The 22,468-nt window shown below is 67.6% G+C and carries 22 protein-coding genes; 8 read left to right on the top strand and 14 right to left on the bottom strand.

Annotation, left to right across the window (positions count from 1 at the left end):
* Positions 1–71: 71 nt before the first annotated feature.
* From VLK31_RS08825 to VLK31_RS08805, 5 genes are all read left to right on the top strand, one after another.
* Complete coding sequence (locus VLK31_RS08825; protein ID WP_409167995.1) at positions 72–578, top strand: hypothetical protein; 507 nt, start codon at positions 72–74, stop codon at positions 576–578.
* Positions 579–637: 59 nt separating this feature from the next.
* A complete protein-coding gene (locus tag VLK31_RS08820) occupies positions 638–1,003 on the top strand; it encodes a GIY-YIG nuclease family protein (protein ID WP_409167994.1) in 366 nt (121 codons plus the stop codon).
* The gene (locus VLK31_RS08815) at positions 1,000–1,443 is read left to right on the top strand and encodes a MarR family winged helix-turn-helix transcriptional regulator (RefSeq protein WP_409167993.1); all 444 of its coding nucleotides are present in this window, start codon (positions 1,000–1,002) and stop codon (positions 1,441–1,443) included. Before VLK31_RS08820 ends, VLK31_RS08815 begins: the two co-directional genes overlap by 4 nt.
* A 65-nt stretch (positions 1,444–1,508) precedes the next feature.
* Positions 1,509–2,084 (top strand): DUF2239 family protein, encoded by a 576-nt coding sequence (locus tag VLK31_RS08810; protein ID WP_409167992.1) that lies wholly within the window; start codon positions 1,509–1,511, stop codon positions 2,082–2,084.
* Complete coding sequence (locus tag VLK31_RS08805) at positions 2,081–3,505, top strand: MATE family efflux transporter (protein ID WP_409167991.1); 1,425 nt, start codon at positions 2,081–2,083, stop codon at positions 3,503–3,505. The genes VLK31_RS08810 and VLK31_RS08805 overlap by 4 nt, the downstream gene beginning before the upstream one ends.
* Before the next feature lie 21 nt (positions 3,506–3,526).
* On the opposite strand, the gene VLK31_RS08800 is transcribed toward VLK31_RS08805, so the two are convergent.
* From VLK31_RS08800 to VLK31_RS08780, 5 genes are all read right to left on the bottom strand, one after another.
* Positions 3,527–4,003: a VOC family protein gene (locus tag VLK31_RS08800; protein ID WP_409167990.1), complete on the bottom strand. Its 477-nt coding sequence runs from the start codon at positions 4,001–4,003 to the stop codon at positions 3,527–3,529.
* Between the two features lie 63 nt (positions 4,004–4,066).
* Complete coding sequence (locus VLK31_RS08795; RefSeq protein ID WP_409168054.1) at positions 4,067–4,297, bottom strand: sensor histidine kinase; 231 nt, start codon at positions 4,295–4,297, stop codon at positions 4,067–4,069.
* Positions 4,298–4,378: 81 nt separating this feature from the next.
* Entirely contained in the window at positions 4,379–6,811 is a 2,433-nt protein-coding gene (locus VLK31_RS08790; RefSeq protein ID WP_409167989.1) for a TonB-dependent siderophore receptor, read from the bottom strand.
* Between the two features lie 151 nt (positions 6,812–6,962).
* Entirely contained in the window at positions 6,963–8,024 is a 1,062-nt protein-coding gene (locus VLK31_RS08785) for a FecR family protein (RefSeq protein WP_409167988.1), read from the bottom strand.
* A 74-nt stretch (positions 8,025–8,098) separates the two neighbouring features.
* A complete protein-coding gene (locus VLK31_RS08780; protein ID WP_409167987.1) occupies positions 8,099–8,617 on the bottom strand; it encodes a sigma-70 family RNA polymerase sigma factor in 519 nt (172 codons plus the stop codon).
* A gap of 630 nt (positions 8,618–9,247) precedes the next feature.
* Between VLK31_RS08780 and VLK31_RS08775 the strand changes: the two genes are divergently transcribed.
* Positions 9,248–9,589, top strand: a complete 342-nt coding sequence (locus tag VLK31_RS08775; protein WP_409167986.1) for a hypothetical protein — start codon at positions 9,248–9,250, stop codon at positions 9,587–9,589.
* Positions 9,590–9,689: 100 nt separating this feature from the next.
* Entirely contained in the window at positions 9,690–10,232 is a 543-nt protein-coding gene (locus tag VLK31_RS08770) for an HD domain-containing protein (RefSeq protein ID WP_409167985.1), read from the top strand.
* On the opposite strand, the gene VLK31_RS08765 is transcribed toward VLK31_RS08770, so the two are convergent.
* The 9 genes from VLK31_RS08765 to VLK31_RS08725 form a co-directional block, all read right to left on the bottom strand.
* Positions 10,229–11,716 carry a flavin-containing monooxygenase gene (locus tag VLK31_RS08765; protein WP_409167984.1) on the bottom strand — a complete coding sequence of 496 codons (1,488 nt, stop codon included), beginning with the start codon at positions 11,714–11,716 and terminating at the stop codon, positions 10,229–10,231. The genes VLK31_RS08770 and VLK31_RS08765 overlap by 4 nt on opposite strands.
* A gap of 33 nt (positions 11,717–11,749) precedes the next feature.
* Positions 11,750–13,312, bottom strand: a complete 1,563-nt coding sequence (locus VLK31_RS08760) for an MFS transporter (protein ID WP_409167983.1) — start codon at positions 13,310–13,312, stop codon at positions 11,750–11,752.
* A 152-nt stretch (positions 13,313–13,464) separates the two neighbouring features.
* Positions 13,465–14,100, bottom strand: coding sequence for a membrane integrity-associated transporter subunit PqiC (locus VLK31_RS08755; protein ID WP_409167982.1), 636 nt, complete (start codon positions 14,098–14,100; stop codon positions 13,465–13,467).
* On the bottom strand, positions 14,097–15,770 hold the full coding sequence (locus VLK31_RS08750) for an intermembrane transport protein PqiB (RefSeq protein ID WP_409167981.1): 1,674 nt from the start codon (positions 15,768–15,770) through the stop codon (positions 14,097–14,099). The genes VLK31_RS08755 and VLK31_RS08750 overlap by 4 nt, the downstream gene beginning before the upstream one ends.
* Positions 15,767–16,513 (bottom strand): paraquat-inducible protein A, encoded by a 747-nt coding sequence (locus tag VLK31_RS08745; RefSeq protein ID WP_409167980.1) that lies wholly within the window; start codon positions 16,511–16,513, stop codon positions 15,767–15,769. The genes VLK31_RS08750 and VLK31_RS08745 overlap by 4 nt, the downstream gene beginning before the upstream one ends.
* Complete coding sequence (locus tag VLK31_RS08740) at positions 16,510–17,184, bottom strand: paraquat-inducible protein A (protein WP_409167979.1); 675 nt, start codon at positions 17,182–17,184, stop codon at positions 16,510–16,512. Before VLK31_RS08740 ends, VLK31_RS08745 begins: the two co-directional genes overlap by 4 nt.
* Before the next feature lie 20 nt (positions 17,185–17,204).
* Positions 17,205–18,665, bottom strand: a complete 1,461-nt coding sequence (locus VLK31_RS08735) for an MFS transporter (protein ID WP_409167978.1) — start codon at positions 18,663–18,665, stop codon at positions 17,205–17,207.
* Positions 18,665–19,888: a multidrug effflux MFS transporter gene (locus tag VLK31_RS08730; RefSeq protein ID WP_409167977.1), complete on the bottom strand. Its 1,224-nt coding sequence runs from the start codon at positions 19,886–19,888 to the stop codon at positions 18,665–18,667. Before VLK31_RS08730 ends, VLK31_RS08735 begins: the two co-directional genes overlap by 1 nt.
* Positions 19,889–20,038: 150 nt before the next feature.
* Positions 20,039–20,923 (bottom strand): CmcJ/NvfI family oxidoreductase, encoded by an 885-nt coding sequence (locus VLK31_RS08725; protein WP_409167976.1) that lies wholly within the window; start codon positions 20,921–20,923, stop codon positions 20,039–20,041.
* Between the two features lie 231 nt (positions 20,924–21,154).
* Here VLK31_RS08725 and VLK31_RS08720 point away from each other — a divergent pair, with 231 nt between their 5' ends.
* A complete protein-coding gene (locus VLK31_RS08720) occupies positions 21,155–22,453 on the top strand; it encodes an MFS transporter (RefSeq protein WP_409167975.1) in 1,299 nt (432 codons plus the stop codon).
* Positions 22,454–22,468: the final 15 nt, after the last annotated feature.

The raw sequence follows: 22,468 nt of genomic DNA, 5'->3' as shown, positions 1-22,468 counted from the left end.
GCCGGTCGAAGGCAAGGTACGCAACGCGCGCCACATCGCCGATGTGGTGCGCGTTGCCTTACCCTTCGCGCATGACCTCTCTCGTGCGCTTTCTGCGGGCCCTGTTGCGTGCCCTTGCCACCGCGCTGGTTGTTCCACTGCTGCTCTTCGAGGAGTGGGGCTGGGAGCCGCTGGCGGCCCTGGTGGCGCGGCTGGCCCGGCTCCCCTTCTGGGCCGCGCTGGAAGACCGGTTGCGGCGCCTGCCGCCGTGGGGCGCGCTGCTGGCGTTCTTCGTGCCGGTGGTGTTGCTGCTGCCGGTGAAAGTGCTGGCGCTCTTTCTCTTCAGCAACGGCCATGCCGCCACCGCGGTCACTTTGCTGGTGGTGGCCAAGCTGATCGGCACGGCCATCGTCGCGCGGATCTTTCAGCTGGTCGAAGGCCCGCTGATGCGCATTCCCTGGTTCGCTCGCTGGTATCCGCGCTGGAAGGCCTGGAAGGATCAGGTGCTTGCGCTGGTGCACCAGAGCCGCCCCTGGCGCATGGTGCGGGCCATCAACCGGCGCATTGCGCGCGGCTGGCGTCGCTTCAGGGAAAACTAGTCGGCTATTTTTACCCGGGTATATTGCGCATTTATTTTCACCCGGGTAATATTTGCCGCATGCACATTTCATCGGACACCCGGCGCGCGCTGACGCGCCAATACAAGGACAGCGTGCGGCCGGCCGGCGTGTTTGTCGTGCGAAACACGTCGAGCCAACGCGTCTACGTGGCGGGCAGCCTGGACGTCGAAGGCGCCATGAACCGGGCGCGCTTCGAGCTCAACCTGCGCTCCCACCGCAACAAGGCGCTGCAGCACGACTGGCTGGCCCAGGGCCCGGCGCACTTTTGCATCGAGGTGATCGACCGGGTGAAGGAACGCCCCGACGACCCGGCCTTCGACCGCGCCGACGAGCTTCAAAAGCTGCTGGCGCTTTGGCAGGAAGAGCTGAAATGCTTTGGCGCACAGGGCTACAACAAGCCATGAACGGCGCCGACGCCCTCGCGTTCTGCCTGACCCTGGCGCGAGCCCACGCCAGCCTGAGCCAGCGGTTGGACGAAGACCTCGGCGCCTTCCACGGGTTGAATTTCAGCGACTTCACCCTGCTGTGCCAGTTGATGCGCGCCGACCAAGGCCGCATGCCGATGGAGCGGCTGGCGCGCACGCTGGGCGTGTCGATGTCGGCGCTGGTACGCCGGCTCGCGCCGCTGGAGAAAACCGGCCTGATAGAACGCGTGGCCGGCCCCGCCAACGACCCGCGCCGCCACGCGGCCCTGCGTGCCGGCGGGCGGCAACTGATGCAGGCCGCCGTCACCACCGTCGAGGCCCATTGCAAGGACGCCGTGCAAGCAATCGAGCGCGAACGCCTGTCTTGTGCCCGCGACGCGCTGCAAGCCCTGTGCAAGGACAACGAACCGCACGCCTGAGCGCACCAACGAGTAGATTACGCACCTCGTTTCGACCGGCCCCCGGGAGAACAAAGAAATCTGACATGCCACCCGATACGACCCCCATCCACCTGATTGTTTTCGCCGGCCCCAAGCGCATCGCCCAGGGAACGAAGGCCGAGGTGCTGGCGCAGTTGCGCGAGCACAAGGACAACACGCCCTACCTCATATTCGATGCGCAGACCGGCGAACTGCTCGACTTTGACGTTCACAACCAGGCCGGCGTCGTGGCGCATGCGGCCGGCGCCGAGACCCATGACGACACCCCGCGCGGCGTGGGTCGCCCGAGGCTGGGCGTGGTGGCGCGCGAAGTCACCCTGCTGCCGCGCCACTGGGACTGGCTCAACCGCCAGCCCGGCGGTGCCTCCGTCGCGCTGCGGCGCCTGGTTCAGGAGGCAAGCCGCGTCAACGCCGACCGCGACGCCGTGCGCGCATCGCGCGAAGCCGCTTACCGCTTCATGACCGTGATCGCCGGCGCCCTGCCCGGCTTCGAGGAAGCGACCCGCGCGCTCTTTGCCGGCGAGCGCAATCGCTTCGAGGCACTGATCGACGCCTGGCCCGCGGATCTGCGCACCCACCTTCAAACACTGTCAGCCGCCGGCTGGAGCACCACTTCATGAGTACGACGACCCCCGGCAGCGGCACCCGCGCCGGCCCCCAAGCCAACCTGCAAGGCGTGCCCGTGGCGCCCGTGAACGCATCGCGCCCGCTGTGGAAGGTGTTTCTCTTCTTTCTGGCGCCGATGCTGCTCAGCAACATCCTGCAGTCGCTGTCGGGCACGCTGAACAACATCTACGTGGGGCAAATGCTCGGCGTGGGCGCGCTGGCGGCGGTGTCGAGCTTTTTTCCGGTGATGTTCTTCTTCATCGCCTTCGTCATCGGGCTGGGCGCGGGCGCCTCGGTGCTCATCGGCCAGGCCTGGGGCGCGCGCGACGTCGCCAAGGTGAAGGCGGTGGCCGGCACCACGCTGTCGGTGGGCATCCTCATGGGCCTGCTGATTGCGGTGTTCGGCGGCATCTTCACCACGCCCATGCTGGCCGCGCTGGGCACGCCGCCCGACGTGCTGGCCGACTCCACGCGCTACGCCCGCATCATGCTGATCGCGATGCCGGGCCTGTTCGTGTTCCTGATGTCCACCGCCATGCTGCGCGGCGTGGGCGACACGGTCACGCCGCTGTTCACGCTGGTCATCTCCACGCTGGTCGGGCTGATGGTGACGCCCGCGCTCATTCGCGGCTGGGGCGGCCTGCCGCAGCTTGGCGTGGCCAGCGGCGCATGGGCCACGGTGGTGGCCTTCGTGGTGGCCACGGTGTGGCTGGGTTTCAGGTTGCGCCAACGCAAGAGCCCGCTCGCGCCCGACGCGGAGTTCTTGCGCAATCTGCGCATTCAGCCGCAGTTGCTGAAGGCGGTGCTCAAGATCGGCGTGCCCACGGGCGTGCAGATGATCGTGGTGGCGCTGGCCGAAGTGGTGCTGCTGTCGATGGTCAACAGCCACGGCTCCAGCGCCACCGCGGCCTACGGTGCGGTGAACCAGGTGGTGGCGTACGTGCAGTTCCCGGCCATCTCGATTGCCATCACCGCGTCGATTCTGGGCGCGCAGGCCATCGGCGCGGGCCGTGCCGACCGGCTGGGCGCCATCGCCAAGACGGCGCTGCTGATGAACCTGGTGCTCACCGGCGGCCTGGTGCTGCTGGGCTACCTGTTCTCGCGCCACCTGATGGCCTTTTTCATCACCAGCGAGCCGGTCATCGAAATTGCGCAGACGCTGCTGCACATCATGCTGTGGAGCCTGGTGATGTTCGGCATGGCCTCGGCGCTGTCGGGGATCATGCGGGCCAGCGGCTCGGTGCTGGTGCCCACGCTGATCTCCATCGTGTGCATCCTGTGCGTGGAGGTGCCCGTGGCCTATGTGATGGGCCATCGCCTGGGGCTGGATGGCATCTGGATTGCCTACCCCGCAACCTTCGGCGCCATGCTGCTGCTGCAGACGGCTTACTACCAGCTGGTGTGGCGCAAGAAGGCGATTCACCGGCTGGTGTAGCGCCACACTGCCTTCAGCGGGTCAGCCCCCGTCGAAGGCCTTTTGCACCGCGGCGATGTCGAGCTTCACCATCTCCATCATGGCCTGCATCGCGCGGGTGGCCTTGGCCGGGTCCTTGTCCTGGAGCATGCGGATGATGGCGGTGGGCGCGACCTGCCACGACACGCCGAAGCGGTCGGTGAGCCAGCCGCACTGCACGGGCGCACCGCCGCCTTCGAGCAGCTTCTCCCAGTAGCGGTCGACCTCGGCCTGCGTCTCGCACTTGACGTACATGGAGATGGCCGGGTTGAACCTGTGCTGCGGCCCGGCGTTGAGCACCATGAACTCCTGCCCTTCTAGCTCGAAGGTGGCGGTGAGCAGCTTGCCCTTCTTGTCGGGGTGGGCGTCGCCCCAGAGCAGCGTGTCGGTCACGCGCGAGTTGGCGAAGATGGCGGTGTAGAACCTCAGCGCGTCTTCGCCGTTGCCGTCGAACCAGAGGCAGGGAACGATCTTTTGCATGCGGGTCTCCTTCGCTTGACGGTGAACCAAGGTCGTAGGTGTTAAGGCGGCGAGCGGCCCTTGTCAACCCGTGGGGGCCCGCGCAAGCTGCACCCGAAACCCGACGCCCCTGCCCGGCAACAGCCCTTCGACAATGGCCACGCGCCCGCCCATGCGGTGCACGGCCTGCATCACGATGGCCAGGCCCAGCCCCGAGCCGCTCGCCTCCTGGCCCACCCCACGGTAGAAGCGCTCGAACACATGCGGATGCTCCACCGCGGGAATGCCGGGGCCGTCGTCCACCACCGAGAGCATCAGGCCCACGCCCTCACGCTCACCGCCTTGCCCTGCACGAGCTGATGCCGCGGCAGCAATGACGCCCGCGGCGGCCCCGCCCTACCAGCGGTAGGTGGCCGTGGCCACCGCCGTGCGCGGATAGCCGTAGTAGCAGTTGCCGTAGCCGCAGTTGGCGATGTAGGTCTTGTTGGTGAGGTTGCGCAGGTTCAGCGCCAGGCTCCAGCGGTCGATGTCGTAGCCGACCATGGCGTCGAACACGGTGGACGCCGGCACCCGGTTCGGCGCCACCGATTCACCGTCGCCATAGTTCGCGCCGGTGTAGCGCGCACCCAGACCCACCTTCACGCCATTGGCAAAGCGGTAGTCCGCCCACACCGACAGCCGGTGGCGCGGCACGGCCGTGGCCTGCTTGCCGACTTCGCTCGGGTTGGCGCTGGCCGTGACGACGGCACGCGGCGTGTAGCTGTAAGACGCCGTCAGGTTCATGCGCGCCACCAGCTCGGTGGTGGCCTCCAGCTCCAGCCCGCGCACCGAGATTTCGCCGGTCTGCTTGGGCAGGAAGTTGCCGTCGTAGCTGATGTAGTTCTTGCGCCGCAGGTCGAACACGGCCGCGCTGTACATCTCCTTGCGGCCAGGCGGCTGGTAGCGCACGCCCGCCTCGTACTGCCTGCCGCTCTCGGGCTTGAACGGATCGCCCGACACCGGGTCGATGACGCCCGTGGGCGCAAACGACTCCGAGTAGCTCACATACGGTGCCCAGCCGCTCGGGTGCAGGTAGACCAGGCCCGCGCGGCTGGTGAGCTTGTGGTCGCGAATGCGCTGGCGCGAGCCGTCCAGGCGGCTGTCGATGGTGCTGTTCGCACTGTCGTAGCGCCCGCCCAGCGTCAGCGTCCAGCGCTCGCCCCACTTGATCTGGTCCTGCAAGTACACGCCCGTTTGCGTGAGGCGGGTGATGCCGTCGAAGTACGGCGCGGGCACATGGATGGGGCCGCCGTACACCGGCGCATAGGCGTTCAGCAGCGAAGCGCTGCCCCCGCTGAAGGTGAACTGGTCGATGCGGGTGCGCTGGTAGTCCAGGCCCACCAGCACCTTGTGCTGCGTTTCGCCCCAGCGCAAGTCGGCCTGTGCCTGGTTGTCGAGCGCCACCGCGCCAATGTTCTCGCGGCTGCCGAACACGCTGCGCGCGAGCAGCTGAAAGTTGGCCGGGTCGGCGGCAAAGTCGGGGTTTACCGTGGCAAAGCCCGACAGCTGCGTGCCCTTGTAGTCGAGCTTCTGGTGCGCGTAGCGCGCGTTCTGCCGCACCGTCCAGGTGTCGTTGATGCGGTGCTCGAACTGGTAGCCGAGCATCTCCTGGTCCTGGTTGAAGCGGTCGAAACCGGGCTCGCCCACCGACAGCGTCGACGGAATGTAGGTGCCGATGGCGGTCGGCTCCAGCGAGCCGATCTTCGGCCGCGCACGGGTGTACACGCCGCTGCGCGTGCGGGTGAACTGCGACAGCAGCGTGAGCGTGGTGTCGCTCGACGGCTTCCAGGTGAGCGACGGCGCAATGTAGCTATGGTCGTCGGGCTCTTTCAGGGCCGGCAGTTGCGCGTCGCGCAGCACGCCGGTAATGCGGTAGAGCACCTTGCCGTCGGCGTCCAGCGCGCCCGAGAAGTCGCCCGCCACCTGCTTGCGGTTGTGGTCGCCCAACTGCACCTGCAGCTCGCGCACGGGCTCGGCCGTGGGCCGCTTGGAAACCACGTTGACCACCCCGCCCGGCCCGCTCATGCCGTACAGCACCGACGACGGGCCGCGCAGCAGCTCGATGCGCTCGGCGCCGTAGTTCTCGGTGCGCCAAACGCCCCAGGTGCTGTTGTTGCGCAGCGGCAGGCCGTCCAGGTAGAAGCCCGGCGAGTAGGCGTCGAAGCCGCGCAGCGAGATCCAGTCGTAGCGCGAGTCCGCACCGTAGGTGGTGGTCGACACGCCCGGCGTGTAGCCCAGCGCGTCTTTCAGGTTGGTGGCGCCAATGGCCTCGATGCGGTCGGCCGTGATCACCGAGATGGACTGCGGCGTTTCGATGATGGGCGTGTCGGTCTTGGTACCGGTGGCGCTGCGTTTGGCCACGTAGCCCTGCACGCGGCCGGTGGCGCTGTCTTCACCGTCGGCCGTGACCGTGACGGCCGGCAAGGTCGAGGCACCGGTGGTGGTGCTGGTGGCCGGCGCGGTCTTGATGACCGCGGCGTTGCCCTCCATGGTGGCGGCCAGGCCGCTGCCGGACAGCAGCCGGTCGAGTGCCTGGCGCGGCGTCAGGTTGCCGGAGATGGCCGGCGCGGTCTTGCCGGCCACCAGGCTTTGCTGCACCACGAGCTGAATGCGCGTTTGCCGCGCCCAATCGTTCAGCGCCTCGGCCAGCGGCTGCGCGGCAATGCGAATTTGCTGCGTGCTGCCTTCGCCTTGCGGCTGTGCCAGCAGCGGCGAGCTCGCCAAGGCCAGCGGCAGGGCCAGGCCAAGGGCCAGCGCCAGCGGGGCCGGCTTCATCTTCAAGCGGTTCATGAAAAAGCGTCTTCCAGGTAGTGAATACAAACAGTTCTTATCTGGGCTGACGCATGAGCCGGCGGAAATCCCGTATCCGCGAAGAAATAATTTTTTGGAACCCCGCCGTGCGGGGGGATGGACCACGGCTGCGCCGGGCGGGCGGGCGGGGTCAGTGGGCCGAAACGATCTCGGCCACCGCCCCGGCCTCTTTCAGCCGCACCGGCAAGGCACTAGGCAACGCGCGGCGCAGCGTGCGTGGGTCGCGCGGGTCGAAGGTGCCGCTCAGGCGCAGCGCCGCCACCGGCGGGTCGGTCACCACCAGGCCGGTGTTGCCGTAGCGCTCCAGCTCGGCCAGCGCTTGCGAGAGCGGCGTGTCGACAAAGCTCAGCCGGTGTTCGCGCCACGGCGCGATGCCCTCGCGCGGCACCGCCGACACGGCCGTGAGCACGCCCTGCGCGTCGCTTTCCACCTGCTGGCCCGCGGTGAGAAAAACGGCCTGAGCCTCCTGAGCCTCCTTCGCCGCCGCGTTGCGCGCGACGCGCACCTTGCCCTCTTCCACCGACACCCGAGCGCCTTCACGGCCCTGAGCGCCGGCCATGCCCGGCGTGTAGCGCACGGCAAAGCGCGTGCCGACCACCCGCACCCGCAGCGGCCCGGCCAGCACGTCGAACGGGCGGGTCGCGTCGGCCTGTACCGCGAAGACCACCTGGCCATCGTGCAGCGTGACCTCGCGGCGGTCGCGAAACAGCCGAATCTCGATGCGGGTGGCGGTGTCCAGCCGCAGGCGGGTGCCGTCGGGCAGCGGCACGTCGAGCTGCTGGCCGCGCTGGGTGGCAAAGGCCTGCTCGAACACGGGCTGCGCCTGCAGGTGGCTCCAGCCCAGGTACCCCGCCCCCACGGCCATGCCCGCGCCGGCCAGGGCCAACGCCGGCCGCAGGAAGGCGCGGCGCGTGGGGGCCGGCGCGTTGCCCGCGAAGCCGCTGCGCCAGGCCGCCACCGTCTCGGGCGAAATCGCGTCCATCAGCTTCCAGCGCGACTCCCACTGGCGGTAGGCCTCGCCATGCTGCGGGTCGGCCGCGCGCCAGGCCTGGAACGCCTCTTCGTCGGAGGCGAACCAGTCTTCGCGCTGGCGGCGCACAAACCACTCCAGCACCTCCTGTCGCAGGCGCGATGCGTCTTCCGGCTGTGGTGGCGGTGATAGCGGTGATGGCGGCGGCAATGGTGGGGTCATGCTCGGCGAGCGCTCCTATGGATGTAGACGCGCGAGCGGTGCAAAACCCGGTAGCGCGCGTTCTCGCTTCTTGTTCATCGGGGGCCTTGCGGGCCATGCGTGCGCTCCTGGCACGCCCAGCAAGCGTCCATGGCGATGCGCAGCTGCATCTCCACCGTGCGCACCGAAATGCCCATGCGCTCGGCCACCTCGGCATACGAGAGGCCGTCGAACTTGTAGAGCACGAAGGCTTCGCGGCAGCGCAGGGGCAGCTTGTCGATGGTTTCCACCATGGCCGCCAGCCCCTGGCTGGACGACAGGATGGTGTCGGGCTCGAAGGTCTCGGGGCCGATAAAGTCGTCGAGCTCGACCGGCGCTTCGTCCGCACCGGCTACCTCGCCGCCCGCGCGCACGCTGGTGCGGCGATGGTGGTCGGTGACCAGGTTGCGGGCGGTGCGGTACAGCAGCGCCCGCGGGTCGCGCACCACGCTGCCGGTGCGCTGCGCCTCGTACACGCGGGCGTAACTCTCCTGCGCCAGGTCGGCCGCCGTGGCGCGGTCGGACACCTTGCGGGAAAGAAAACTCAGCAGTTCGCGGTAATAGCGTTCGAACACAGGTGCACCACCGCCGCAGAAGGCGGGTCGAAGTCCAGGGGCAGGTTGGCTTCGACACGGCGTGGCTGACCTGATGCGATTCAGAAAACGGGAAGCCGGGATTATCCCTGCGTTCTTGCCCGGGCTTGGCGGGTTTCGCGCATTCCTATGGGCACACAGGCGGCCATTTGCATGGGCGCCGCCTTTTCAATTGCGCAGTGCTGGGTGAAAACAAAATTACTCAAGGCCGTCGAAATATCTTCGTCTAACAGTTTTCGGTTATTTCACAATTTAGAGATTCTGCATACCGTAGCGCGGTCTCGAGAATTAATTTTCAGCATCGAGACGGGTGAATACTTTCATGGCATTCTAATTTTCAACTCAACCTGCACCGAGAAAAATTCGAACACCTTCGCACACGGTCGCTGGCTCTCACGTCGACATTGAAAAGGCAAAGAACCAACTGAAGGAAGAAATTTCTCGAATTGGCGTCCTCAAGACCGAAACCGAAACAACCCGGGTCATGGTCGGCATCGGCGAGGAGTTCAAGGAAGAAATCCGGGAGGCTGCGGGCCGGCTCTTGACGCAATGCCGCGCGTACCAGGAAAAGCACGGCCAGCGGCCGAATAATTGATAAGGCCGGATCTGACCATGGCCAAACAAATCGTCATACGCGGTGGCAATATCACCGTGGCTTCCATTCAAAGCCGTCCCAATGAATACACAACCGGCGGCAAGGCGACCTCGCTCAGTGTCTATTGCGGAGAGGTCAAAAGCCTCGACAAAAGAACGCCGGGGCCGGTTTGGGAAATTGCCAAGGGCTGCGCGCACAGCAAGATCACGGCGGTCGACATGGCAATCTTGAAGAAAGCAGGTGCAAAAATAGAAAGCAATGCGCTTCCCGGCGCGCCGAAGCATTGCCTTGTTTCCGAAATCAGCATTGAAGACTTTGTTGAAATATTCAAGAAAAATGCAATGATTTTTGAAAATTAATTCTTTCCACCCAAAGACCGCCATCGCGTGCGGTCTTGTGCGCGGACGCACGGCCTGCCTCCGCGCACTTTTGCTCGACCGCATTCAGAATGTCGTCAGCATGACCACTTCAACCCCACCCGAAGACGCTCGCGCTCTCGCACGCACTTATGCCATCGCGATGCACGGCGACCAGAAGTACGGCCCCCACCCTTACGTTCACCACCTGGACGCCGTCGTCGCCCTGCTCCAGCCCTATGACCGCACGGCCCAGGTCATCGGCTACCTGCACGACGTGGTGGAAGACACCGATGCCACGGTCTCGCAGGTTCAGGAACGTTTTGGCGACCTGGTCGCGCGCTGCGTGGCGCTGCTGACCGATGCGCCCGGCGACACCCGCAAAGAGCGCAAGGCCAAGACCTATGCGGCCTTGGCGCTGGTAACCGGCGACGAAGAACTGGCGCTGGTGGTCAAGGCGGCCGACCGGCTGGCCAATGTGCGCGCCTGCGTGGCCGACGGGCACCGCAGGCTCTGGGACACGTACCACGGCGAGCAGCCGACCTTTCGCGCGGCGGCGTTCCGACCCGGGCAATGCGACCCGCTGTGGGCGGAGCTGGACACGCTGCTCTCTCCGGTCAACGCGCCGGACAACGCATCGGCCTAAGCGGTGCGCCCCTTCGGCAAGGGGTTCGAAAACACCATCACCCCGTCATCCACCGCGCCGAAGCGCAGGCTCAGCAAGTCGCGCGCGTAGTTCTGATGCACCCGCCACGGCGTGCGCGCGCCCTGCTTGGGAAACTTGCCGACCGCGCGCGTCACGTAGCCCGATGAAAAGTCGAGCCACGGTTCGGGCGCCAGCGTGGGGTCGTCGTTGCGAGGCGTGCACTGCGCCCAGCCGTGCTTGTGCATGTGGTTGAGCAGCCGGCAGACATACGCGCAGGTCAGGTCGCTCTTCAGCGTCCATGAGGCGTTGGTGTAGCCGAAGGACGATGCCAGGTTGGGCACGTCGCTGAACATCATTCCCTTGTAGTTGAAAGTGCTGGCGGGCTCGACGCGGCGGCCGTCCACCTCGATCTGCACGCCGCCCAGCACTTCGAGTTCGAGGCCCGTGGCGGTCACCACCAGATCGGCCTCCAGCTCCTTGCCGGATTGCAGCCGAATGCCGCGCGGCGTGAAGGTGTCGATGTGGTCCGTCACCATCTCGGCGCGGCCAGACTTGAGCGCGGCGAACAGGTCGCCGTCGGGCACCAAGCACACGCGCTGGTCCCACGGGTTGTAGCGCGGCGTGAAATGCGTGGCCACGTCGTAGCCCGGGCCCATCGCATGCCGCACGCCACCGACGATGAGCCGCTTCACCCGCTCCGGCCGGCGCCGCGCTAGGCGAAAGAAGAACATGGCCAGCAACACGTTCTTCCAGCGCGTGAGGCCGTACGCCAGCCTTGCGGGCAGCACGCGGCGCAGCCGATTGGCAATCGGGTCTTCGGCCGGGCGCGCCACCACATAGGTGGGCGAGCGCTGCAGCAGCGTGACGTGCGCGGCCGTCTTTGCCAGCGCGGGCACGAGCGTCATGGCGGTGGCGCCACTGCCGATGACGACCACGCGCTGGCCGCTCACGTCCAAGCCGTCGGGCCAGTGCTGCGGGTGCACGATGCGGCCGGTGTAGTCGGCGGTGCCTTTGAATGGGGGCGTGTAGCCCGCGTCGTAACGGTAGTAGCCGCTGCACAGAAAAAGAAAGTTGCAGCGCACGCGCACCGGCAGCCGGTTGGGGCCGTGCTCTGCATCGACCGTCCAGCAGGCGTCGGCCGTGGACCAGGCGGCGCGCACCACGCGGTGGTTGAAGCGCGTCTTTTCATTCACGCCATGCTGTGCCGCCGTCTCGCGCAGGTAGTCGAGGATGGCCGGGCCGTCGGCAATCGACTTGGCCTGGGTCCATGGGCGGAAGCGGTAGCCCAGGGTGTACATGTCGGAGTCGGAGCGCACGCCGGGGTAGCGAAACAGGTCCCAGGTGCCGCCGCTGCGCTCGCGCCCTTCGAAGATGAGGTAGCTGCGCCCGGGGCATTTCGCCTGCAGGTGACACGCCGCGCCGATGCCCGAAAGGCCGGCACCGACGATCAGCACATCGACGTGTTCTTCTTGCGGCTGGGGCATGTCGTCTCCTTGAGTCGGGCTCGGCCCCGATGCTTATGTCGGGCCGGGCCCGCGTGCGGCGGCAGGCCCGCCGCGAATCATCAGCCACGCGCTGGCCGCGCTCAGCACCGCCAGCCCCGCGCCCAGCAGCATCACCCAGCGAAAGCCCGCCACGAAGGACTCTGCCACGGCCTTCTTCACCGCCGCTGCGGTGGCGGCGTCCAGCCCCGGTGGCACCACCGCGCCGGCCAGCTTGCTGCGCTCGCCTTGCAGAAAGGCCGTGAGCTGCGCCGACGCGCCCATGTCGCGCAGGTGGCCGGCCAGCGCGGTGTCGAAGGCCCAGGCCATGATGGCGCCGAACACCGCAATCGCCAGCACCGCCGCCGCGCGCGACACCGCGTTGTTCACGCCCGAGGCCACGCCCGCCATGTCGGGCCCGACCGCGTTCATCACCGTGGTGGTGAGCGGCGCCACCGTTACCGCCATGCCCAGGCCCAGCACCACCACCGCGGGCAGAAAGCCGCTCCAGTAGCTCGCCCCCACGCCGGGCACCGCGAACAGCGCGAAGCCCACCGCCGCAATGGACGGGCCCGCCACCAGCGGTATGCGTGGCCCGAAGCGGTCGACCAACTGCCCGGCCCAGCCCGACAGCGCGAACATGATGAAGATGAACGGCAGCAGCGCCGCGCCCGCGACCGTGGCCGAGTAGCCCTGCACCTGAATCAGGTTGAGCGGAAAAAAGTACAGCCCGCCGCCCAGCGCCGCATACAGCAGCAGCGTCAGCAGGTTGGCCCCGCTGAAGTTGCCGATGCGCAGCAGCCCGAGCGGCAGCATCGGCGAGCGCACGTTGCGCTCGGCCACCACGAAGCCCACGCTGCCCGCCACGCCGATGGCCACGGCCGCGAGCACAGCCGGCGCCCCCCAGCCCTGCGTCGGTGCCTCGATGAATGCGTAGACGATGCCGCCGAGCCCGGCGGTCGCCAGCAGCGCGCCCCACGCGTCCAGCCCGCCGCCGGCCGAGGCGCCGCGGCTTTCGGGCACATGGCGCCACACGATCCACAGCACCAGCAAGGCCATCGGAACGTTGATGAGGAAGGCCCAGGTCCACGAGAAGTGATCGACCAAAAAGCCGCCCAGCACCGGCCCTATGGCCGCGGTGATGCCGCTGAAGCCCGACCAGGTGCCGATGGCCTTGCCGCGCTCTTTTTCCGGGAACGACGCGCTGATGAGCGCCAGGCTGCCCGGCACCAGCAGCGCCGCGCCCACGCCCTGCACTGCGCGCGCCGCAATGAGCTGCTGCACGCTGCCCGCGAGCGCGCAGCCCACGGACGACACGGCGAAGATGCCCACGCCAATGGCAAAGATGCGCCGCCGCCCGTAGTGGTCGCCCAGTGCGCCGCCCACCAGCAACAGCGCCGCGAGCAGCAAGGCATACGACTCGACCACCCATTGCGCCTGGAAGGCGGTGGCGCGCAGGTCGGCCTGGATGGCTGGCAGCGCCACGTTGACCACGGTGCCGTCGATGAAGGCCATGCTGGAGCCGACGATGGCCGCGGCCAGCACCCAGGGTTTGGAGGCTTCAGGGCAAGCGCCGGGCGTGGTGCCGATCTGTGCCATTGGGGGTCTCCTTGCGATGGGATTCCTGTATTGCTCCTTCCACCTTTGGGGGAAGGTTGGGATGGGGGCTGCCCCCGCACCATACGCCGTGCCCGTTCAAGCGCCGCCGTGCCCCCACCCCGGCCCTCCCCCAGCGGGGGAGGGAAAAATACTCACGTCGCGCAGGCAGTGGCCGTGGGGTTCGCCCGCGCCGCGCTCACACTGCGCGCCATCGCCGCAGCCGCTGCTGATGTCACGCGCTGCGCGCCCTGCGCCACCGCGTCCATGCCGCCGCCCACGGCCTCGCCGAAGTTCATCTGGCACACGACAGTGCGCGCCTCGTCGGAGCGGCGCAGCGTCCAGCTGAAGCTGGCATCGACCCGCCCGCCGTCGACCGCGTCGAACTGCCGCAGTTGCACCGCGATGCGCCACACCGGCTGCGAGGTCTGCCGACCGCCCTTGGTCACGTCGAGCGCACCCAGCCGGCCCGATATGCCGCTGGACAGCGCATCGCGCAGCTCGTTCTCGAAAGACGAAGCCCAGCGGTGCTGCTCGAGCACCTCCACCTGCACGCTGCCGTTGGGCTGGCGCACCAACATCTGCGGGCGCGCAAAACGTTCCGGCACGGCCACGGGTGCCAGCTCGATGTACAGCGGAGCGGCGCTGCCCAAGGTGGAGGGCGCCGCATCGGCTGCCGCCACCGGGCTGGCCAGCGTGTAGTAGCTGTCGGGCTTGCTGGCGCAGCCGACCAGCCCTGCCACCAAAAGCAAGGAGGCCAAGGGTGCCAGGAGTGCGTTGTTCGTCTTCATTTCTTGTCGTCCGGTTTGCCGCGCAACAGCGACTCGGGGTGGCGCTCCAGGTAGTCGGTCAGCACGCGCACCGAGCCGGCGGCGCGCGTGAGCTCCTGCAGCGTCTGGCGCATGTCCTGCTGCAGGGGCGAGTCGTCGGCCAGCGTGCGCTCGGCCGTGTTGACGGTCTTGCGCACGTCCTTCATGGCCGCGGCCAGCTCCGGCGTGACGTCGGTGTTGATGCGGTTGACCGTTTGCTCGGCGGCCGTCAGCGTCTTGTTGAGCGTGGCCAGCGTGGTGCGCAGGTCGTTCGCAATCTGCTCGTAGGGCACCTTGTTGAGCTTGGTCGCAATTTCCTGCACCTGCGACTGGATCTCGTCCAGGCTGTTGGCCACCGTGGGCAGCTCGATCGGGTTCTTGGTCACGTCGACCTTGACCGCCGGCGCCTTGGGGAAGAAGTCGAGCGCCACATACACCTGCCCGGTCAGCAGGTTGCCGTTGCGCAGCTGGGCGCGCAGGCCCTTTTCCGCCAGGAAGCGCAGCCGCTCCTGCTGCGTGGCGCGCGACTCGGGCTGGCTTGCGCCCGGCGTTTCGCGGCGGCGCAGGCGGTCTGGGTATACCTGCACCAGCACCGGCATGCGGAACTCGCGCTCGGCACGGTCGAACTCCACGCCAATGGACTTGACCTCGCCGATCACCACGCCGCGGAAGTCGACCGGCGCGCCCGGCGTCAGGCCGCGCAGCGACTGGTTGAAGTACATCAGCAGCGTTTGCGAAGGGCCGTCGGGCTCCTTCATGGCGGTGGCCTCGTCCTGCGCCAGCGCGAAGGAAGCGTTCTCCGTGGCGACCGGGCCCATGGCGTTTTCCGATGCCTGGAAGGCGATGCCGCCCAGCAGGATGGTGGCCAGCGACTGGGTGCGCAGCGTGAAGCCGCTGGCGCTCAGTTGCGCATCGATGCCGCTGGCCTGCCAGAAGCGGGTGTTCATGCCCACGAACTTGTCGTAGGGCGCATTGACGAACACGCGCATGGTCACGCCGCGCCCGTCGCCGTCGAGCTCGTAGGCCGCCACCTGGCCGACCTTGATGCGCCGGAAGTACACCGGCGAGCCCACGTCGAGCGAGCCTACGTCGGTGGCGCGCAGCAGAAACTGCTTGCCCGAGTCGTCGCGCGTGACGATGGGCGGGGTTTCCAGCCCGGTGAACTCGCCCGATGTTTCCTTGGACACACCCGCGTCGGCGCCAATGTAGGCACCCGAAAGCAAGGTGTTCAGGCCCGAGATGCCCGAGGTGTCCAGCCGCGGGCGCACGACCCAGAAGCGCGAGTCGGAGGCGGTGAAGCCTTCGGCGTCCTTGTTGAACTGCACCAGCACGCGCACATGCGAGCGGTCGCGCGCCAGTCGCAGGTGGGTGACCAGGCCGATTTGCACGTCTTTGTATTTGACGGTCGTCTTGCCGGCCTCCAGGCCTTCGGCGGTCTTGAAGGTGAGCACGACCTCGGGGCCGCGCTCCATCAGGATGCGCGCCACCAGCGTGATGCCGACCAGCGCCGCCACGATGGGGATGAGCCAGATGAGCGAGGGCAGCCACTCGCGCCGTCGCACCACGCGCGGCTTGGGCAGCGCAGCAGGGGCAGACGCGCTCGACGGGGGCGCCTGCGCCGGTTTGTGCTGGGGTTGGTCTTCGTCACTCATGCTGGTTTCCGGTCCCTGTTGTCATGTGCCTGCGCCATCTCGTTGTCTTGCAGGGTGGCTTGCGCCGGTTGGCTGTCCCAGGTGAGCTTGGGGTCGAAGCTCAGCGAGGCCAGCATCGTCAGCACCACCACCGACCCGAAGGCTGCAATGCCCACGCCCGCGGTGATCACCGCAAAGCCCTGGATCTGCACCAGCCCGGTCAGCAGCGACACCACGAAAACGTCGAGCATCGACCAGCGGCCGATGATTTCGATGATGTGATAAAGCTTGGAGCGCTCCCGCTGGCGCCAGCTGCTGCGGCGCTGCGCCAGCAGCACAAGCAAGAAAAGCACTGCCAGCTTGAACAGCGGCACCAGAAAGCTTGCAATGAAAACGATGGCCGCCAGGCCGTAGGCGCCCGACACCCAGAAATAGATCACCCCGCTCAGGATGGTGTCGTACTGCGCGCCGAACAGCGTGCGCGTGATCATCACCGGCAGCAGGTTGGCCGGGATGTACATCACGCAGGCCGCAATCAGAAACGCCCAGGTGCGCGTGAGGCTCTGCGGCTTGCGCGTGTGCAGGCGCGTGCCGCAGCGCCCGCAGGCGTCGCCTTCCTGCGCGTCTTGCCACACCGCGGCGCAATGTGGGCATGCCATGAGGCCGAGCGAGGCGGCGGTGGGGACGGGGGCGTCTTCTTCGTCCTCGTAGTTGTCGTCGTGCACGGGCGCTTCGCGCTTGCGCAGAAGGCCGAACAGCTTCATGCGGAGGCCTCGGCTTCGCTTTCTCCGTCGCGGTCGGTGTCACGCCCGCTGTCGGCGCCCTCTTCCTTCGGGCGAAACTTCATTTCCCAGAATGCGCCGGGGTTGAACGACAGCACCGCGGTGAGCAGCACCGTGAGCGCCACGAAGGCCCAGAGCGCCGGCCCCGGCACCACGGTGGCCATGCTCGACAGCTTCACGATGGCCACCAGCACGCCCAGCAAGAACACCTCGATCATTCCCCAGGGCCGCAGCGACTGCATCGAGCGCACCAGCAGCGCAAAGCCCACCGGGCGATGTTCGCGGCTCAGCGGCACCAGCAGGTACGCCAGGATGCACAGCTGCAGCAGCGGAAACAGAATGGTGGTGGCCAGCACCAGCAGCGCCACCAGCGACATGCCCTCCGCGCTCAGCGCCATCACCGCGCCGGCCAGCGTGGTCTGGCTGGTAAGGCCGCGCAGCTCGATCTCCACGATGGGAAACAGGTTGGCAATGGCGAACATGATCAGGCTGGCCACCGTGAGCGGCAGGATGCGGCGCTCTTGCTGACCGGGGTGGCGGTCGAGCTCCGTGCCGCAGCGCGGGCAGCGCGCCACGTCGCGCGGGTGCAGCGGGGCACGGCTGTAGAGCGCGTCGCAGCCCGTGCAGACCACGGTGTCGGGTACTTCTTGCATAGCCAAGTACCCTACCTCATTCAGCCGCCGTGGCCTGTCGTCCTGAGCCGCAGCGTGCTGAAAACCGCCGCCACCGCCGCGCAGCTCGCGGCCAGCACCAGGGCCACGACCGGCCCCTGCCCGCCATGCGGACTCCAGAAGCTGAAAACCGCCGCCAGCACCACCGCGCCCAGCGTCTGCCCGGTGAGGCGGGCCGTGCCCAGCATGCCGCTGGCCGCACCGCTGCGGTGCGCCGGCGGCGAGGTCACGATGGTGTGGTTGTTGGGCGACTGGAACAGCCCGAAGCCCAGGCCGCACAGCGCCATGCGCCAGGCGATGTCGGCATTGCCCGGGTGCGCCGGCAGCGCCGCCAGCAGCCCCAGGCCGGCCGCCATCAGCGCCAGGCCGATGCCGCCGAGAAGGCCGTCGGGGTAGCGGCCGATGAGCCGCCCGGCAATGGGAGCCATCACCACAATGGCCAGCGGCCAGGCCGTGATGAGCAGGCCGGCCTCGATGTGGCTGCGCCCGTACACCTCCAGCAGCAGAAACGGCAGCGCGATGTACGCCAGCATCTGCGCGCAGAACGCCGCCACCGACGTGCTCATTGACAGCGCGAACACCGGAATGCGCAGCAGGTCGATGGGAAACAGCGGCAGCGCCTGCTTGCGCTGGCGCCTCAGGTAGACGAAGCCGACCGCCACCCCCGCCAGCAGAATGCCCCAGGCCGAAGCCTGCGAGCCCGCGGCGCCCTGCACCGGGCCTTCGCGCACACCCAGCCGGTCCACGCCCAGGAACACCAGCGAGAACATCAGGATGTTGAGCGCCACGTCCACCGGAGAAAACCGCAGCCCGGCCGCCGGCGCCACGCGGTTGAACGGCAGCGCCTTCATGCCCAGCGCAAAGGTGATGATGCCCAGCGGCACGTTGATGGCAAAGAGCCACGGCCACGAGGCCACCGACAGAATGGCCGCCGCCACCGAAGGCCCGGCGACTGACGACGTGGCCACCACCAGCGAATTGACCGCCATGCCCTTGCCCAGTTGCGACGACGGATAGGTCAGCCGCACCAGCGCCGCGTTCACGCTCATGATGCCGGCCGCGCCCAGCCCCTGGAAGGCGCGCGCCGCAATCAAGGTGCCCAGCGAATTGGCGAAGGTGGCCGCCAGCGACGACAACGTGAACACCGCCATGCCCACCAGGTACACGCGCCGGTAGCCCACCAGGTCGCCCAATGAGGCCAACGGCAGCAGCATCACCAGCGTGGCGATCTGGTAAGCGTTGACCACCCAGATCGCCTGCGACGGGCTGGCCTGCAGCTCGCGCGCAATGCCCGGCAGCGCCAGGTTGACGATGGTGCCGTCCAGCACCGCCACGATCAGCCCGAGGATGATCACCAGCATCGCCCAGGCACGCTCTGGCTGGGCCAGCCCGTCGAGCGGTTGCGGGGCCGGGTTGTTGTCTGCGGCCACCGGGAGCGTGGCGCCTGCGCGTGCCGTGTTCATCAGGCTTGTTGGGTGCGTTGGGGTTTTCTGGTGGGCTCGGAGCGCACGCTGCCCAGCGTGAGCCAGGTGAGCACCAGCGCAATCAGCGCCCCGGCGGCCATGCCGGCCACCATCGGCAGCGGGCGGCCGTCGGTGAACAGGCCCACCACCGCCATGGCCAGCGCGCCCGTGAGCATCTGCAGCGTGCCCAGCAGCGCCGAAGCGGTGCCGGCAATGGCGCCGTGCATTTCGAGCGCCAGCACACCGGTGGTCGGAATCACCAGGCCCATGAAGCCCGAGGCAATGAAGTACAGAACGATGAGCACCCACATGCTGTCGCCGCCCGCCGCGAAGTACACGAACATCGCGACCATGGCCAGCCCGCAGCACACCACGCCAAACTTGACCAGATTGACCAGCCCATAGCGCTCGCCCAGCGCACCGGTGAACTGCGAGGCCGCAATGAAGGCCGCCGCGTTCACGCCGAAGGCCACGCTGTACATGGCGGGCGACAGGCCGTAGTGGTCGATCATCACGAACGACGAATTGGCCAGGTAGGTGAAAAAGCCCGCCATGGCAAAGCTGCCGATGAACACCAGACCCAGGTAGTGCCGGTCGCGCAGCAGCAGGCCGTAGGCCGCGAGCGCACTGCCCAGGCTGCTTTCGACGCGCTGCGAGGCGGGGCGGGTTTCGTCGAGCAGCTTGACCGTCATGGCCAGGCCCGCCACCGCGGCAATGGTCACGGCCCAGAACACGCCGCGCCAGCCCGCAAAGGAAATCACCACGCTGCCCACCAGCGGCGCCAGGATGGGCGACACGCTGAACACCAGCATCAGCAGCGACATGAGCCGGGCCGCGTCGGTGCCGGTGTGCAGGTCGCGCACCACCGCGCGCGGAATGGCCATGCCGGCCGCCGCGCCCAGGCCTTGCACGAAGCGCAGCACGATCAGCGTGTGGATGTCGGTGGCCATCGCACAGCCCACGCTGGCCAGCGCGAACAGCACAAGCCCGACATACAGCGGCGGCTTGCGCCCGACCATGTCGGACACCGGGCCGTAGAGCAGTTGCCCCGCGCCAAGTGAAAGAAAGAACGCCGTGAGGCTCAATTGCACCGCGCCGATGTCGGCATGCAGGCTCTGCCCGATGGCCGGCAAGGCCGGCAGATACATGTCGATGGCGAAAGGCCCGATGGCCGAGAGCAGGCCCAGCAACAGGGCCATCTTGAAGAAAGGAGAAGAACGCATTGGCCCGATTGTCGCCAAGCCGGGCGATCGCTGCCCGCGTGGGGTCGGGAGCGAGGGCGTGCGAGGGAGGCCGAAGGAGCGACGCTAATTCTGGCGAAAGAATCGCGCCCCGCGAGGCGTTAGAACAAGGCTGCGATGCGCAGCCACCCCCTATTTGCCCGCGGGCCAGAACACCAGCGCCCGCAGCTCGATGCTGCGGCGCGCGGGCGCTTCGCGGGTGCCGGTCGGGTCTTCGAAGGCGGTGTGCGCGCAGAAGCGGGCCACGCCGCTCTGGCGCGAGTCGTGTGTTTTCAACAGCACCGCCTCGTCCGGGCGCAGGCGCGGAAACCAGTACCAGCTGTGCCGCGGGTTGTAGGTGAACAGGCAGGTCTCGCGCACTGTGTCGGGGTAGACAAGGTCGGTGGGCACCACGTCTTCGGGCGCGATGGAGCGGGCGTCGCACAGGGCCAGCGGCAGGCGCTCCACCGTGGCCAGCGGGCGCCACAGGTTGACGATGGCAAAGCGGTGCGCGAGGCGCTGCTCGGCCTCCTCGGGCGGCAGGTGCTCGCGCACGCGGCGCTCGGCGGCGTGCGCTGTCTGGTCGTTGTGCACGCGCTGCAACGGCGGGAGTGGCGGCAGGGGCTCGGGAGCTCCGCGCGCGCCCTGCGGGCTGTCGCGCAGCGTGTGGTCGAGCACCACGATCTTCTCGGCCCCGGTGACGTCGCGCAGCAAGGCTTCGCACTCGCGGTAGTAGATGTCGCGGATGGTCGCGTCGTGCGAAAAGTCGGCCAGCACGCTGCGGTGCGAAATCTGCGTGAAGCCGCTGCGCTCCAGCGACAGCTCGTTCAGCGCCACCAGCGGACGGCCGTCGCGGATGGTGACGCGGCGCGGCGCCAGCGCACCACTGTCCCACGGCGTGCCGGGCGGCGGCTCGAAGGTGTAGCGCACCGGGCGGGCCTGCGCCGCATCTCCAGTCGCGGCCTTCAGATAGTTCAGCTCGGCCTCCACTCCGGGCAGCGTTGCTGCCAGCATCTGGCCATTCGGTCCCACGCTCATGCGGTTTGACTCCTCAAGAAGGTTGATGCCGGAGGGTGAAGCCGACCGGTGCGGTGCCGGCGGTCCATGCCTCGGGCGAAGGCGCGCAACGCAAAGGCTATACCGCCGCCACGGGGGTGGAACGACGCAATAAAGATGACCTTGCTCAGCGGCAGGTCGGTGCGCTGCAAGGCTTGACCGGCCCGACCTTTCCGACAACTCCATAAAACCATCCAACACCGGAGACAACCCATGAACCCCGTCGAACAGAGAACCATCTCGAAGATGAGCTGGCGGCTTTTGCCGCTGCTGATGATCAGCTACTTCATCGCCTACCTCGACCGCGTGAACCTCGGCTTTGCCGGCGCGGCCATGTCCAAGGACCTGGGCTTCACCGCCGCCGTGTTCGGCAGCGCGGCCGGCATCTTCTTTCTGGCGTACTTTCTGTTCGAGGTGCCCAGCAACATGGCGCTGGAGCGCTTTGGCGCGCGCCGCTGGATTGCTCGCATCATGTTCAGCTGGGGCATTCTGTCGGCGGCGCAGGCCTGGGTGGGCGGCGCGACCAGCTTCAACGCTGTGCGCTTTCTGCTCGGCATTGCGGAGGCGGGGTTCTTTCCGGGCGTGATCTTCTACATCACGCTGTGGTTCCCGGCGGCGTACCGCGCGCGCATCGTGGGGTGGTTCATGTTCGCCATTCCCATCTCGACCGTCATCGGCTCGCCCATTTCGGGCTACATCCTCAACATGGACGGCATGGGCGGCATGCACGGCTGGCAGTGGCTGTTCATTCTGGAGGCGGTGCCCGCGCTGTTCCTGACCTTCTTCATCCTGGCGTACCTGCCCGACGGCCCCAAGGACGCCAAGTGGCTCACCGACGAAGAGCGCAACTGGCTGCAGCACACGCTCAGCGCAGAGCGCCGCAACCGCGAGTCCATCCACAAGATTTCGTGGAAGCAGTCGCTGCTGAACCCGCGCGTCATCGGCCTGGGCTTCGTGTACATGGGCATCACCGTGCCGCTGTACGGCCTGAGCTTTTTTCTGCCGCAGATCATCAAGGGCTTTGGCGGGCTGAGCAATGTGCAGATCGGTTTCATCAACGCCTTTCCTTATTTGGTGGGCGCCATTGCCATGCTGTTCTGGACCCGCGCCTCCGACGCCCGCAAGGAGCGCAAGTGGTTCCTGCTGATTCCGCTGGCCTGCATCTTCGTGGGGCTGGTGCTGGCGTCGCAGACCAGCGCGCCGGTGCCGAAGATGGCCGCCGTTACCCTTGCGGCCTTCGGCATCTTCAGCGCCCTGCCCACCTTCTGGACGCTGCCCACGGCCATGCTGAGCGGCACGGCGGCGGCGGCCGGCATTGCATGGATCAACTCCATCGGCAACCTGGGCGGCTACATCGGCCCGACGATCTTCGGCGCGCTGAAGGACCGCATGGGCAACGACGTGTATGCGGTGGTGTTTCTGGCGCTGCTGTCGGTGGTGGCGTTTGCGCTGGTGCTGATCATCGGCCACGACGCGCGCACCGAGCAGGCGGCGGCCACGGGAAGAGCTTGATGCCGACCGAAGCAA

The sequence above is a fragment of the Variovorax sp. H27-G14 genome, assembly GCF_046156345.1.
GTDB lineage: Bacteria > Pseudomonadota > Gammaproteobacteria > Burkholderiales > Burkholderiaceae_C > Variovorax.
This window is presented reverse-complemented; position numbering and strand designations above follow the sequence as displayed.